We start from the raw sequence: 13,624 nt of genomic DNA on the forward strand, positions 1-13,624 counted from the left end.
GCGAGCAAGCCCGCTCCCACAGGGGATTTGCGTTGTATTCGAACAAAAATTTCACGCTCCGTGTTATATCGTAACGAATCATGTACAGGCGGGCGTTGAGTGGATGCGAGTGGATCTGGAAGCTGACGGCGCTTCGGTGGAAGGCCTTCCGCGTTTTCAACAGGGGCTGTTTCATGCTCGGCGATTGCGTCAGGCCGGTATCAGTCTGACGGTGTTGGCCGTTGCCGGCTGGGTGCTGGCGCTGTTTGTCGCGTTGTTTGCGCCGCTGTCGATCTGGCCAGTGGTGTTGATCAATTGTGCGTCGGCGTTGCTTCTGTTGGTGGCCGGGTTGCAGTCGGCGTGGTGGGTGGCGGATTGGCGTGCCCAGGCGTTGGAAGAACCGACGGTTGATGTGCCGGTTGAAGACGCAAGCCGCTACGCGCGCCTTGTGCAGCGTTTTGGCCAACAGATTGGCGCTCCGGTGTTGTGGCTCGGCGGCTGGTCGTTGCTGGCGCTGGTCAGCATTGTCGAGTTCTGTAACCTGGCTTTGCCCGCCGCACCGGTAGGTCAGTCGGCGAGCATCGGCGCCGCGCTGGGGTTGGGATTGGCGTTTGGTCTGCTGGTGTTTGAACGCCGTCTGGCCCAGGAGACCGCCGCGCAATGGCCGGAAGCCTCGCAACTGGCGCAGTTGAGCCGAGTAGCGATTATTTGCCTGGTGGTCAGTGCGGTGTGTCTGCTGTTTGCCGGGGCTAACTCAGTCTGGCCACTGAGGTTGGCTGTGTTGATCGGTTTGCTGCCGGCCCTTGTCTCGCTTGAATGTCTATTAAGAGCCGTGCTGTCCCTGTTCAGCCCACGCCAGCCACGCCTCGAGCCGCGCCTGATGGCGCAAAGCTTTATCGCCGGATTGTTACGCTGGCCGCCGCAACCCTTGCTCGCATTGCAACATGAATTGCACAACCGCTTTGGCATCGACTTGCGCCAGATCTGGGCATTTACCTACATGCGCCGGGCGTTCCTGCCGGTGTTACTGGTGGTGCTGGCGGTAGGCTGGGCGCTCACGGGGGTGCACGAAGTGCCCCTGCAAGGCCGTGGGATCTATGAACGTTTCGGCAAGCCGGTGCAGGTCCTCGGCCCTGGCCTGCATGCCGGATTGCCGTGGCCACTGGGCCGCGTGATCAGTGTTGAAAACGGCGTGGTGCATGAACTGGCCACCAGCGTCAGCGAAGCCGCCACACCGGAGCTGGCGCCTGCCGAAGGCCCGGCGCCGCTGATCGCCAACCGTTTGTGGGACGCCAGCCATGTGAATGACAAGTCCCAGGTGATCGCCAGCAGCAGCGGCGACAAACAGAGCTTCCAGATCGTCAATATGGATGTGCGGTTCGTCTACCGCATCGGCCTCACCGACCAGGCCGCGCTCGCCGCCACCTATAACAGCGCGGACGTGCCGACCCTGATCCGCAGCACCGCCAGCCGCATCCTTGTGCATGATTTTGCCTCGCGCACCCTCGACGAATTGCTCGGCGAACAACGCACCCGCCTGGCCGACGAAATCGGCCGCGCCGTGCAGGCCGACCTGCAAAAGCTCGACAGCGGCGTGGAAATTCTCGCCACGGTGGTGGAGGCGATCCACCCGCCGGCAGGCGCCGCCAACGCTTACCACGGTGTGCAAGCCGCGCAGATCGGCGCCCAAGCCCTGATCTCCCGCGAACGCGGTGCGGCCAGTGAGCAAACCAACCAGGCGTTGCTGCAAGCCAGCACCGCTCGCGACCAGGCCACCGCCACCGCCCGCGAAGTGAACGCGGGCGCCCAGGCGGCCAACCTGCGTTTTGCCGCCGAACAAAAGGCCTATGCCACCGCCGGCCAGGCGTTCGTGTTGGAACAGTACCTCGGCCAACTCAGCCAGGGCCTGGCTCACGCCAAGCTGCTGATTCTGGATCATCGCCTGGGTGCCGACGGCGCGCCGACGATCGATCTGCGTTCTTTTACCTTGCCGGCCGATCCTTCGGTGCCGCGTAAAGCCGTTCAATAAGGAGTCTGTCTGTTGAGCGCTCATTCTCACGATCACGGTCATCATCACGGCCATCACCACCACCATCATCACGGTGACGAACAAGCGGCCGGCCCGTTCCCCTGGCGGCGTATGGCCTGGGCGCTGTTGCTGGTGCTGTTTGCGGTTGCCGCCGCCAGCCTGGTGCAGGTGCGTTCCGGCGAGGCCACGGTGATTACCCGTTTCGGTAATCCGTCGCGGGTGTTGTTGGAGCCGGGCCTGGGCTGGCGTTGGCCAGCACCGTTCGAAGCGGCGATCCCGGTGGATTTGCGCCTGCGCACCACCTCCAGCGGTTTGCAGGATGTGGGCACCCGCGACGGCCTGCGGATTATCGTGCAGGCCTATGTGGCCTGGCAGGTGCAGGGCGACGCGGACAACGTGCAGCGTTTCATGCGCGCTGTGCAGAACCAGCCGGATGAAGCGGCGCGGCAGATTCGTACCTTCGTGGGTTCGGCGCTGGAAACCACGGCCGCCAGCTTCGACCTATCCAGCCTGATCAACACCGACGCCAGCCAGGTGCGCATCGCTGATTTCGAAGCACAGTTGCGCCAGCAGATTGATCAACAATTGCTCACCACCTACGGCGTGCGCGTGGCCCAGGTCGGCGTTGAACGCCTGACCTTGCCGTCGGTCACGCTAACCGCCACCGTCGACCGCATGCGCGCCGAGCGTGAAACCATCGCCACCGAACGCACCGCCGTGGGCAAGCGCGAGGCCGCGCAGATCCGCTCCGCCGCCGAGCGTGATGCGCGCATCGTGCAGGCCGATGCCACGGTGAAGGCTGCCGATATCGAGGCCCAGTCGCGGGTCGAAGCGGCGCAGATTTATGGCCGCGCCTACGCGGGTAATCCACAGCTGTACAACCTGCTGCGCTCTCTGGACACCTTGGGCACCGTTGTCACGCCAGGCACCAAGATCATCCTGCGCACCGACGCGGCGCCGTTCCGCGCCTTGGTGGACGGGCCGAAGGACGTCCAGCCATGACGATGCGTGACAGCCCGGACAGCCCCTGGATCCAGGCCGGGCGCCTGACCTTCCTGGCGTTGTACGCGGTGACGGTATTGGCGGCGTTGGCCTGGGCGTTTTCCAATGTGCGCCAGATCGACCCGCAGAACCGTGCGGTGGTCCTGCATTTCGGCGCGCTCGACCGTATTCAGAACGCCGGGCTGTTGCTGGCGTGGCCGCAGCCGTTCGAGCAGGTGGTGTTGCTACCGGCGGCTGACCGCGTGATCGAACGCCGGGTGGAGAACCTGCTGCGCTCCGACGCGGCTATCCAGGCCGACCGTGTGGCCAGCTTCGCCACGCCCTTGAGTGATGCGCTGGCGGGTTCCGGTTACCTGCTGACTGGCGATGCTGGCGTGGTGCAACTGGATGTGCGGGTGTTCTACAAAGTCACCGAACCCTATGCCTTTGTGTTGCAGGGCGATCATGTGCTGCCGGCCCTGGATCGACTGGTGACGCGCAGCGCGGTGGCCCTCACCGCGGCGCGGGACCTGGACACGATTCTGGTGGCGCGACCTGAATTGATCGGCACCGACAACGGCGCCGCCGAGCGCCGTGAGCGGTTGCGTGGTGACTTGGTGCAAGGCATCAACAAGCGCCTGGTGGAATTGGCTTCCACAGGCTTGGGATTGGGTATCCAAGTGACCCGTGTCGATGTGCAATCCAGCCTGCCGGGCCCGGCCGTCAATGCGTTCAACGCCGTGCTGACCGCCAGCCAGCAAGCCGACAAAGCCGTGGCCAACGCCCGCACCGACGCGGAAAAACTTACCCAGACCGCAACCCAGCAGGCCGACCGCTTGGTGCAAGTCGCCCACGCCCAGGCCAGCGAACGCCTGGCCAATGCCCAGGCGCAAACCGCGACGGTGGCCAGCCTGGCCCAGGTGAAAGACCCGGGTTTGCTGCTGCGTCTGTACCGCGAGCGCTTGCCGAAAATTCTCGGCCAGGCCGGCTCCGTGACCACGGTCGATCCGAAAGACGACTCCCGCTTGATCATCCAGGGAGCCGAACAATGAGCGCACCCATGCTGACCTCCGCCGAACAGCGCAGCGCTGCCCGGCAATTGACCCTGGCCATGCTGGCCTTGGGTTTGCTGGTGCTGGGCCTGGTTTGGCGCTGGCTGGCGCCGGACCAGACCGGCGTGAGCCAACTGCTGCTGGGTGTGGCGTCGTTGTTGGTGGCGGTGCCGGTGATGCGTTCGGCCTGGTACAGCCTGCGGTTTCCGAGTTTGCATGGCATCACCGATCAACTGATCGCCCTGGCGATGCTCGGTGCTTGGGCCACAGGGGATCTGCTGACGGCGGCGTTGCTGCCGATCATCATGATCTTCGGCCATGTGTTGGAAGAGCGCAGCGTGATCGGTTCCCAGGAAGCGATCCATGCGTTGGGCAAGCTGACGCGCAGCCACGCGCGTTTGGTGCAGGCTGACGGCAGCATTGTTGAAGTGGATAACGGTACGCTGAACACCGGCGATGTGGTCGAGGTGCGCGCCGGTGATCGGGTGCCGGCTGACGGTGTGGTGCTGTCGGGCCAGGCGAGCCTGGACACCGCGCCGATTACCGGTGAGTCGGTGCCGTTGGAGGCCAGTGTGGGCGTGCAGGTGTTTGGCGGGGCGATCAACCTGGATGGCTTACTGCGCCTGCAAGTGACGCGCACGGGCAATGAATCCACCTTGGGCAAAGTCATCGCGTTGATGCAGAACGCCGAGCGGTCCAAGCCGCCGATCACGCGGCTGCTGGAGCGCTATGCCGGCAGCTATATGGTGCTGGTGTTGTTGCTGGCGGCGGTGACCTGGTTCGTAACCAACGACGCCCAGGCGATGCTCGCGGTGCTGGTGGCGGCGTGCCCGTGCGCGTTGGTGCTGTCGGCGCCGGCCACGGCGATTGCCGGGATCGCGGTCGCGGCGCGGCATGGGATTTTGATTCGCAGCTCGGCGTTTCTGGAGGAGCTGGCGGACCTGACCTCGTTGGTAGTCGACAAGACCGGGACGCTGACCTTCGGTACCCTGCGCCTGCAATCCATCGAAACCACCGCACCGGATCGGCAGGTGCTGCTGAATCTGGCGGCCAGCCTGGGCTCGGCCAGCAGCCATCCGGTCAGCCGGGCATTAGCGAGCTTGGCGACGCAGGAACAGTTGCTGGCGTTGACGGATATTCGCGAACGCCAGGGGCTGGGCGTCGTGGCGCAGACCGATCAGGGTGAAGCGGCCTTGGGTCGGCCGGAGTTGTTTGAGCAACTGGGCATCGTCACCACCGCCGTGCCGAACCACGATGGCCCCATCGCCGGGCTGGCGCTGAATGGGCAGTTCCTCGCCTGGTTGCTGCTGGCCGACAGCGTCAAGCCGGAGGCACGCCAGGCCCTGCAAGAACTGCGTGACCTCGGTCTCGGCCGCCAACTGCTGCTCACCGGCGACCGGCAAAGCGTGGCCAACAGCCTGGCGCTGGAGGTAGGCATCAGCGACGTCGAAGCCCAGGCCCTCCCGGAAGACAAGCTCAACCGCGTGCTGGGTGAGATCGGCAGCGGCTTTCGCCCGATGGTGGTGGGGGATGGCATCAACGATTCCCTGGCGCTCAAGGCCGGTGTGGTCGGTGTGGCCATGGGCGCGGGCGGGGCGGATATTGCCCTGGCGTCGGCGGACGTGGTGCTGATCGGCAGCGACCTGCGGCGCCTGGGCACCTGTGTGCGCTTGAGCCGCCAGTGCCGGCAGACCTTGCAGGTCAACGTGATCATCGGCCTGGGTTGGACCTTGGCCATTGTCGTGTTTGCCGCGTTTGGCTGGTTGGGGGCGGCGGGCGCCATGATTGCAGCGGTGTTGCATAACCTCAGTACCTTGCTGGTACTGGGGAATGCCGGACGTTTGCTACGCTTCCAGGAGCCCCTTTTAAAGCTCGAAGAATAATTTTCAGAAATATTTGCACACGGCTGTAACGCGGCTGAGGGACCTCACTCTAGTGGTGTGTCGAGACTGAACAATCCGTTCAGACCGACACCCCTACGATCATGAGGAATACAACAATGAACATCAAATCCGCTGCTGCTGGTGCCGCTCTCGCAATGGCCGCTGCCACTATGTTTGCCGGTGTTGTCACTCAGGCTCAAGCCGCTGACACCGCCGTTCACTGCTACGGCATCAACGCGTGCAAAGGCCAGAACGACTGCAAAACCAAGGACCATGCCTGCAAAGGCCAGGGTTCTTGCAAAGGCCAGGGCTTCAAGGCAATGGCCAGTGCCGATGCCTGCACCAAGGCTGGCGGCAAAGTCGGCGAATAACCGACCGCCAAGTGCACCCGCAGCGGTCGCCCCCACCGCTGCGGACACTTTCCCAGGAGTGTCTTATGCCTACCTCTCTTCCGAGCCTTGGTTACGGCCTGGGTTTACGCAGTGAGTACTACCAGCAGATCCTTGAACAATCGCCGGCGGTGGATTGGTTCGAAGTGATCTCCGAGAATTACCTGGTCCAGGGCGGTAAAGCCTTGTATTACCTGGATGCGATAGCCGAGCGTTATCCCCTGGTCATGCACGGGGTGTCCCTGTCCATCGGCGGGCCGCATGCCCTTGATACCGATTACCTGAAGCAGATCAAACAGCTCGCCGAGCGTATCCAGCCGGCGTGGGTTTCCGATCACCTGTGCTGGAGCCGCGGCAGCGCCCACCAGTTGCATGACCTGCTGCCGCTGCCTTACACCGAAGAAAGCCTCTACCACGTGGCCGCCCGTGTGCGCCAAGTGCAGGACGTGTTGCAACGCCCGTTGGTGCTGGAAAACGTCTCCAGTTACGTGCGTTCGAAAGCGGACGAATTCACCGAATGGGAATTCCTCAATGCCCTGGCCCACCTGTCGGGCTGCCAGCTTTTGCTCGACGTTAACAACGTGTACGTCAGCTCGCGCAATCATGGCTTTGATGCCTGGACGTTTATCCGTAACTTGCCGCCGGAAAGCATCCGCCAGCTGCACCTGGCGGGGCATATGGACTACGGCGATTACGTGGTCGACACCCACGACCATCCGGTGTGTGATCCGGTGTGGGCGCTTTATCAACAGACGCTTGAGCATCTGGGGCCTGTGTCGACGCTGCTGGAGCGGGACGACCATTTCCCACCTTTTGAAGAGCTGCTCACCGAGCTGAGCAAGGCCCGTGAACTGGGCGCGACCGCCCTGGCCAGGAGACAGCTATGCGCCTGACCGATTGGCAGTTGGCCTTCGAACAGCATCTGTTAGCCGACACACCGAGTGCCCGCAGTGACTTCGCCGCCACGTTGCTGGGCGGACCGACGCTGGATGTGGACACGGGCCTGGCGATTTACCACAACGCCTACCTCTCACGGTTGCAGGAAGTCTTGCGGCATGACTTCAGCGCCATCCTTTATTGGCTGGGCGATGACGAGTTTGCCGCGCTGACCGAAGCCTACCTGCGGCGCTACCCCTCGGCCCACTACAGCCTGCGCTGGCTGGGCGAGCGTTTCCCGGTGTTTATCCTTGAGCATCTGGTGGCGCAGCAGAGTGCGCCATTGGCGGAGCTGGCGCGGTTGGAGTGGGCATTTACTCTGGCATTTGATGCGCCGCAGTGCGAACCGCTGACGCTGAACGACATGGCGTCGTTGCCGCCAGAGGCGTGGCCGGTGTTGCAGGTTTCCCTGGCGCCGACGGTGCAACCGCTGCTGTGTCAGTTCAACAGCGTAGCGATCTGGCGTGCCAGCAAGGACGAATCCGACTTCCCCGACAGCCACGCGCTGGCCCCGGCGCAGACGTGTCTGGTGTGGCGCCATCAGAATGTCTGCCACTACCGCAGCCTGGAACCCGCCGAAGCCAGCGCCCTGGCAGGCATGGCGACCACCGGTTGGAATTTTGCCGAACTGTGCGCCGAGTTGGCATTCACTCATGCAGAGGGTGCGCCACTGCAGGCCGTCACGTGGCTGAAGCAGTGGGTCCAAGACGGGTTGCTCGAGCGTCGAGCCCCATAGAGGAGCGCTATCAAATCGATAGCCTCCTACTTTGTCTTCGGATGGTCTAACCTCTCAGCAGACGTCTGAAACAAGGGGGGACTACTCATGCTCGCGCAACTTCCACCGGCCTTACAGAATCTTCAGCTACCGCTGCGTCTTCGACTCTGGGACGGCCATGAATTCAACTTGGGCCCCGAGCCCAGTGTGACCATCGTGGTGAAGGACCCCACGGTCGTGACCAAGCTGACTCATCCAACGCTCGATTCACTGGGCGAAGCCTTCGTCGAGGGGAAATTGGAGCTGGAAGGCTCCATCGCCGAGGTCATACGGGTGTGTGACGAATTGAGTCACGCCCTGATCGAGGACGACGAGGGGAGTCGTCCGGTGCGCTCGATCCACGACAAGGCCACTGACGCAGCGGCCATTTCCTACCATTACGACCTGTCCAACGAGTTCTACCAGCTGTGGCTGGACCAGGACATGGCGTATTCCTGCGGTTATTTCGAAACCGGCAGCGAATCCATCGACCAGGCCCAACAAGACAAATTCCGCCACCTGTGTCGCAAGTTGCGGCTGCAGCCTGGCGAGTACTTGCTGGATGTCGGCTGTGGTTGGGGCGGACTCGCACGGTTTGCCGCGCGGGAGTTCGGGGTCAAGGTGTTTGGCATCACCCTGAGCAAGGAGCAGTTGGCGCTGGCCCGGGAACGGGTGAAAGCCGAAGGCCTGGAAGACCAGGTGGACCTGCAACTGCTCGACTACCGTGACCTGCCGCAGGACGGCCGTTTCGACAAAGTGGTCAGCGTGGGCATGTTCGAACACGTCGGCCACGCCAACCTGGCGGAATACTGCAAGACCCTGTTCGGCGCGGTACGCGAAGGCGGCCTGGTGATGAACCACGGCATCACCGCCAAGCATACCGATGGTCGCCCTGTGGGGCGCGGCGCCGGGGAGTTCATCGAGCGTTACGTGTTCCCCAACGGCGAGCTGCCACACCTGGCGATGATGACGGCGGAGATCAGCGAAGTCGGGCTGGAAGTGGTCGACGTCGAAAGCCTGCGCCTGCACTACGCACGCACCCTGGACCATTGGAGCGAGCGCCTGGAAGACAACCTGGAAGCGGCGGCCAAGATGGTGCCGGAGCAAGCGTTGCGTATCTGGCGGCTGTACCTGGCCGGTTGCGCCTATGCGTTTGCGCGGGGCTGGATCAACCTGCACCAGATTCTGGCGGTGAAACCCCATGCCGATGGCAGCCATGATCTGCCGTGGACACGGGAAGATATCTACCGCTGATTATTGAAAACACTGTAGGAGCTGGCTTGCCGGCGATTGCGTGGTGTCAGCCGACTGATTCGGTACTGATACACCGCCATCGCTGGCAAGCCAGCTCCTACAGTGGGTATTGGGTTGTTTGTTAGAGAATCGGTGAAATAAGCCGCGCGATCCGCATGCCCAGTTGCTGAAGGCGGCGGGTTTCGCGGCTTTCTTCCTGGCTGACTTCATGGGCCAGGGCGAAGTCGTCCAGCAGCATGTGCTCGACTTCCTTGGCGAAGGCCTCGTCGACCGTCAGCAACATCACTTCGAAATTCAGCCGGAACGAACGGTTGTCCATGTTCGCACTGCCGATGGCGGCGATTTCGTCGTCTACCAACACCACCTTCTGATGCAGGAAGCCCGGCGTATAGCGGAATACCCGCACGCCGGCGCGCACGGCTTCGATCGCGTACAGGCTGGACGCCGCGTAGACGATACGGTGATCAGGTCGTGAGGGCAGCAGCAGGCGCACGTCGACACCGCGCAGCACGGCCAGGCGCAAGGCGGAGAACACTGCTTCGTCGGGGATGAAGTAGGGGCTGGTGATCCATACGCGTTCGGTCGCCGCGTGAATGGCTTCGACGAAGAACAGTGAGCAGGTTTCATAGGGGTCGGCCGGACCGCTGGCGAGCAATTGGCAGAGCACGCCGTCTTCGGGGTAGGCGTCCGGCAATATCAGCGGCGGTAGTTCTCGCGCAGCCCAGAACCAGTCCTCGGCAAACGACTCTTGCAAGCATGCCACCACCGGGCCGGTCACCTGCACATGGGTATCGCGCCACGGCGCCAGCGGCGGCTTCTTGCCCAGGTATTCATCACCGACGTTATGCCCGCCGACAAACCCGGTGATGCCGTCCACCACCACGATCTTGCGGTGGTTGCGGAAGTTGACCTGAAAGCGATTGAGCCAGCCGCTGCGGGTGGCGAAGGCTTTGACATTCACCCCGGCGTCGCGCAGCGATTGCACATAACGATGGGGCAGGGCGTGGCTGCCGATGCGGTCGTACAGCACGTAGATGGCGACGCCTTCTGCGGCCTTTTCCTTCAGCAAGGCGTGCAGTTGGCGGCCAAGCTCGTCGTCATGAATGATGAAAAACTGGAACAACACCGCCGTCTTGGCAGTGCGGATCGCCGCGAAGATTGCGCTGAAGGTGGCGTCGCCATTGATCAGCAAACGCACTTCATTGTTGGCCAGGCACGGCATGCGGCCCAGCTTGGGCATGGCGCGCAGCGAGGCGTAGGCGCTGGAGTTGCGCGCGGCCAGGGCTTCTTCGACCCATGGGCGCCAGTTCAGCTCGGTGATGGCGGTGTGCATTTCCTGGTTGGCTTGGCGACGGGCCTGGATGTAGGCGTCGAAGGTGCTGCGGCCAAAAATCAGATAGGGGATGAGCGTGAGGTAAGGCATGAACATCAACGACAAGGCCCAGGCGATTGAGCCCTGGGCGGTCCTGACGGTCAGCACCGCGTGGATCGCGGCGAGGGTCCCGAGAAAATGCAGCGTGGCGATGAAGTAGGCGAGCAGGTGCGGGCCAAAGAAATCCATGAACGACGTTACTCTAGGCAATCCAGTGCCTAACAGACCATGTCTGGTCAGGAATGTCGCTATTTTATTTGCCGTGCAACCCTGGCACCTTTGCGGCGTCTAACGCCCAACATTACCTTGGAGTTACCCGATGAATGCTCGTCTGCTGTCTTTGGCCATGATGATTGGTGTGTCGCTGCCGGTGGCGGCGCAGGCGCAGATGCTGGCGCCGGGCTTGTGGGAACTGACCACCAGCAATATGAAAGTCGATAACCAGGACTTGCCGGACCTGTCACTGATCCTCGGTCAGCTCAAGCAACAAATGACCCCGGAACAACGCGCCATGCTCGAAAAACAAGGCATCACCATGGCCGGCAAAGGCGTGCAAGTGTGCCTCACCCCGGCGCAGGTCGCCTCTGATTCGATCCCGCTGACCGACCCGCAATCGGGCTGCAAGCAGGAAGTGACCGACAAGACCGGTAACCAGTGGAAATTCCGCTTCAGTTGCCCGAAAGCCCAAGGCACGGGTGTAGCAACCTTCCAGAGCCAGAAAGAATTCACCACCACCGTCAACGGCACTTTCAATGCCACCGGCATTCAGCAGAAGGGCAGCCTGGACAGCCATGCCCAGTGGCTGGGCAACGATTGCGGGACGGTCAAGCCTCGCGCTTGAGCCTTTCGCACAGGGCTTCGACACTCATCTGACCGAGGTCTTCCCCCAGGCGGCTACGCAGGCTGACGTAGCCGCCGGCTTTTTCCCTCTCGCCAACAATCACCAGATACGGCACTTGGTGCAGGCTGTGCTCGCGCATCTTGTAACTGACCTTCTCGTTGCGTCGGTCCACCACCGCCCGTATACCCACACGTCTCAATGCTTCACAGACCTGCTGGCCGAAGTCGGCCTGGCTTTCACTCAGGGTGAGCACCGCAGCCTGCTGGCTGGCCCAACAGGTGCCGTAAATGCGTTGCTGCGACGCGTTGATGGTGACCTTGGTCAGCTTGAAGGCCCGGATCACACCGGTGCTGGGCACATGAAGGCCGTGGCACAGGGCTTCAAAATCGCCCAGGCGCCGCACCGAATGATTGGTGTTCGCCAAGTGGCGCATGCGTGCTTCGATCTGTTCAAGGTCGACCGGTGTGAAGGCGCGTTCGTAGGCTAAGTCGTAGAAAAAACCATCGTCGATGGGCGACCCGGCTGTCAGTTGAGCGATGGGAAACAGTTGCTGAGTGGCCATCGCCAACAGACTTGCGCAGGAGCGACGCAGTATCTCCAGCCCCTCGGGATCCTGGGTGGTGATGATCTGGAGTCGGGCGTCCTGTTCCAGCAGGTGTTCGCAACCCACCAGCACACCGTCAACGCGACCGGCGACCGAGGTTTTGGCCAGCCCCAAGCCGATACTGGCGGCTACCTCGTAAACCGACAGCGCCTCGTCGTACTCGCGTTGGGTGCCGTCTGGCAGGGTGATCCGGATCATCGCCGTCGTCTCTAGCGCTGGAAATGCAAAGGTAATCCTTGGCAGCTGTCGATTACCTGACCGTTATGAAAAGCCAAGTGGCCGGAAACCAGGGTGGTGCTGACGCTGTGACGAAAACTGCGTTCGGCGAAGGGCGTCCAGCCGCAGCGGGCCAGGATCGGCTGGCTGCTGACGGGCTTGCCTTCGGGCTCCGGTTTGATCAGCACCAGGTCGGCCCAATAACCCTCACGTAGATAACCTCGATCCGGGATGGCGAACAGGTCGGCCACGCGGTGGCTGGTTTTTGCGGCCAGCGTGGTCAGCGGCAGCAGCCCATCGGCCACCAACTCCAACAGCGCCGGCAGAGCGTGTTGGACCAATGGCAAGCCGGACGGTGCTTCACGATAGGCCAACTGCTTCTGTGCCCAGGTATGCGGCGCGTGATCGCTGCCGATCACGTCCAGGCGGTCGCTCAGCAACGCCAGGCGCAAGGCGTCGCGGTCGGCGCGGGTCTTGATCGCCGGGTTGCATTTGATCTGGTGGCCGAGGCGGTGATAGTCGCGGTCATCGAACAGCAGGTGGTGCAGGCAGACCTCGGCGGTGATGCGTTTTTCGGCTAGCGGCTTGTCTTCGAACAGCGCCAGTTCGCGGGCGCTGGTCAGATGCAGCACATGCAGGCGGGTGCCATGGCGCTTGGCCAATTCCACGGCAAAGGATGACGAGCGATAGCACGCCTCGGCATCGCGGATCAGCGGGTGCGCGACGGCGGGGATGTGCTCGCCGAAACGTTCGCGCAGGCGCAGTTCGTTGGCCTGGATACTTGGCGTGTGTTCGCAATGAGCCAGCAGGATGGTGGGCACTTCGGCGAACAGGCGTTCCAGGATCCGTGGATCGTCCACCAGCATATTGCCGGTTGAAGCGCCCATGAACACTTTGACCCCGGCCACCTCACGTGGGTCGAGGGCGGCGACGGTATCGAGGTTGTCGTTGCTCACGCCGAAGTGAAAGCCATAGTTGGCCACCGAGTGCAGGGCGGCGCGGCGTTTCTTGTCGGCCAGGGCGTCCAGGTCGAGGGTGGCCGGGTGGGTGTTGGGCATGTCCATGAAACTGGTGATACCACCGGCGACCGCTGCGCGAGATTCGCTGTAGAAACTGCCTTTGTCCGGCGCGCCAGGTTCGCGAAAGTGCACTTGGTCATCGATCATGCCGGGTAGCAGCCATTGGCCTTGGGCGTCGATGGCGACAGGCGCGTTGCTGTCCTGGATGCTGCTGGCGATCTTTTCGATACGACCATTGGCAACCAACACATCGGCGTCGAATACCTGGCCTTCGTTCACCAGGCGGGCGTTGCGGATCAGCAGGCGGCTCATGGT

At 62.7% G+C, this 13,624-nt stretch carries 12 protein-coding genes; 9 read left to right on the forward strand and 3 right to left on the reverse strand.

Going from position 1 to position 13,624, the window contains the following annotated elements; genetic code table 11:
• Nucleotides 1-103 precede the first annotated feature (103 nt).
• The 8 genes from hflK (HX868_RS27235) to cfaB all read left to right on the forward strand — a co-directional run bounded on the left by hflK (HX868_RS27235) (nt 104) and on the right by cfaB (nt 9,257).
• Nucleotides 104-2,008 (forward strand): protease modulator HflK, encoded by a 1,905-nt coding sequence (gene hflK / locus HX868_RS27235; protein ID WP_177004979.1) that lies wholly within the window; start codon nt 104-106, stop codon nt 2,006-2,008.
• 12 nt (nt 2,009-2,020) lie between these two features.
• Complete coding sequence (hflC, locus tag HX868_RS27240; RefSeq protein WP_177004980.1) at nt 2,021-3,010, forward strand: protease modulator HflC; 990 nt, start codon at nt 2,021-2,023, stop codon at nt 3,008-3,010.
• On the forward strand, nt 3,007-4,041 hold the full coding sequence (gene hflK, locus HX868_RS27245; protein ID WP_177004981.1) for a protease modulator HflK: 1,035 nt from the start codon (nt 3,007-3,009) through the stop codon (nt 4,039-4,041). Before hflC ends, hflK (HX868_RS27245) begins: the two co-directional genes overlap by 4 nt.
• Nucleotides 4,038-5,924, forward strand: coding sequence for a cation-translocating P-type ATPase (locus HX868_RS27250; protein WP_177004982.1), 1,887 nt, complete (start codon nt 4,038-4,040; stop codon nt 5,922-5,924). Before hflK (HX868_RS27245) ends, HX868_RS27250 begins: the two co-directional genes overlap by 4 nt.
• Nucleotides 5,925-6,040: 116 nt before the next feature.
• Complete coding sequence (bufA2, locus tag HX868_RS27255; protein ID WP_016978693.1) at nt 6,041-6,295, forward strand: BufA2 family periplasmic bufferin-type metallophore; 255 nt, start codon at nt 6,041-6,043, stop codon at nt 6,293-6,295.
• 65 nt (nt 6,296-6,360) lie between these two features.
• On the forward strand, nt 6,361-7,206 hold the full coding sequence (gene bufB / locus HX868_RS27260; protein ID WP_038845437.1) for an MNIO family bufferin maturase: 846 nt from the start codon (nt 6,361-6,363) through the stop codon (nt 7,204-7,206).
• Complete coding sequence (locus HX868_RS27265) at nt 7,197-7,985, forward strand: HvfC/BufC N-terminal domain-containing protein (protein ID WP_177004983.1); 789 nt, start codon at nt 7,197-7,199, stop codon at nt 7,983-7,985. Before bufB ends, HX868_RS27265 begins: the two co-directional genes overlap by 10 nt.
• Before the next feature lie 87 nt (nt 7,986-8,072).
• Entirely contained in the window at nt 8,073-9,257 is a 1,185-nt protein-coding gene (cfaB, locus tag HX868_RS27270) for a C17 cyclopropane fatty acid synthase CfaB (protein ID WP_038845439.1), read from the forward strand.
• A 121-nt stretch (nt 9,258-9,378) separates the two neighbouring features.
• On the opposite strand, the gene cls is transcribed toward cfaB, so the two are convergent.
• Nucleotides 9,379-10,818, reverse strand: a complete 1,440-nt coding sequence (gene cls, locus HX868_RS27275) for a cardiolipin synthase (RefSeq protein ID WP_177004984.1) — start codon at nt 10,816-10,818, stop codon at nt 9,379-9,381.
• Between the two features lie 130 nt (nt 10,819-10,948).
• On the opposite strand from cls, the gene HX868_RS27280 reads away from it, so the two are divergent.
• A complete protein-coding gene (locus HX868_RS27280; RefSeq protein ID WP_016978689.1) occupies nt 10,949-11,470 on the forward strand; it encodes a DUF3617 domain-containing protein in 522 nt (173 codons plus the stop codon).
• Here the strand turns inward: HX868_RS27280 and HX868_RS27285 are convergent.
• Both HX868_RS27285 and HX868_RS27290 read right to left on the reverse strand, forming a co-directional pair.
• Entirely contained in the window at nt 11,454-12,272 is an 819-nt protein-coding gene (locus HX868_RS27285) for a His/Gly/Thr/Pro-type tRNA ligase C-terminal domain-containing protein (RefSeq protein WP_177004985.1), read from the reverse strand. The two genes, HX868_RS27280 and HX868_RS27285, sit on opposite strands and share 17 nt — an antisense overlap.
• An 11-nt stretch (nt 12,273-12,283) precedes the next feature.
• Nucleotides 12,284-13,621: a dihydroorotase gene (locus tag HX868_RS27290; protein WP_177004986.1), complete on the reverse strand. Its 1,338-nt coding sequence runs from the start codon at nt 13,619-13,621 to the stop codon at nt 12,284-12,286.
• Between the last annotated feature and the right edge of the window lie 3 nt (nt 13,622-13,624).

The sequence above is a fragment of the Pseudomonas reactans genome (assembly GCF_013385825.1).
Classification (GTDB): Bacteria; Pseudomonadota; Gammaproteobacteria; order Pseudomonadales; family Pseudomonadaceae; genus Aquipseudomonas; species Aquipseudomonas reactans.

Excerpts from the sequence above, each read along its gene's own strand:
- bufB (WP_038845437.1), top strand. The coding sequence starts at position 6,361 with ATGCCTACCTCTCTTCCGAGCCTTGGTTACGGCCTGGGTTTACGCAGT.
- cfaB (WP_038845439.1), top strand. The coding sequence starts at position 8,073 with ATGCTCGCGCAACTTCCACCGGCCTTACAGAATCTTCAGCTACCGCTG.
- HX868_RS27265 (WP_177004983.1), top strand. The coding sequence starts at position 7,197 with ATGCGCCTGACCGATTGGCAGTTGGCCTTCGAACAGCATCTGTTAGCC.
- bufA2 (WP_016978693.1), top strand. The coding sequence starts at position 6,041 with ATGAACATCAAATCCGCTGCTGCTGGTGCCGCTCTCGCAATGGCCGCT.
- HX868_RS27285 (WP_177004985.1), bottom strand. The coding sequence starts at position 12,272 with ATGATCCGGATCACCCTGCCAGACGGCACCCAACGCGAGTACGACGAG.
- HX868_RS27280 (WP_016978689.1), top strand. The coding sequence starts at position 10,949 with ATGAATGCTCGTCTGCTGTCTTTGGCCATGATGATTGGTGTGTCGCTG.
- hflK (WP_177004979.1), top strand. The coding sequence starts at position 104 with ATGCGAGTGGATCTGGAAGCTGACGGCGCTTCGGTGGAAGGCCTTCCG.
- HX868_RS27290 (WP_177004986.1), bottom strand. The coding sequence starts at position 13,621 with ATGAGCCGCCTGCTGATCCGCAACGCCCGCCTGGTGAACGAAGGCCAG.
- cls (WP_177004984.1), bottom strand. The coding sequence starts at position 10,818 with ATGGATTTCTTTGGCCCGCACCTGCTCGCCTACTTCATCGCCACGCTG.
- hflK (WP_177004981.1), top strand. The coding sequence starts at position 3,007 with ATGACGATGCGTGACAGCCCGGACAGCCCCTGGATCCAGGCCGGGCGC.
- HX868_RS27250 (WP_177004982.1), top strand. The coding sequence starts at position 4,038 with ATGAGCGCACCCATGCTGACCTCCGCCGAACAGCGCAGCGCTGCCCGG.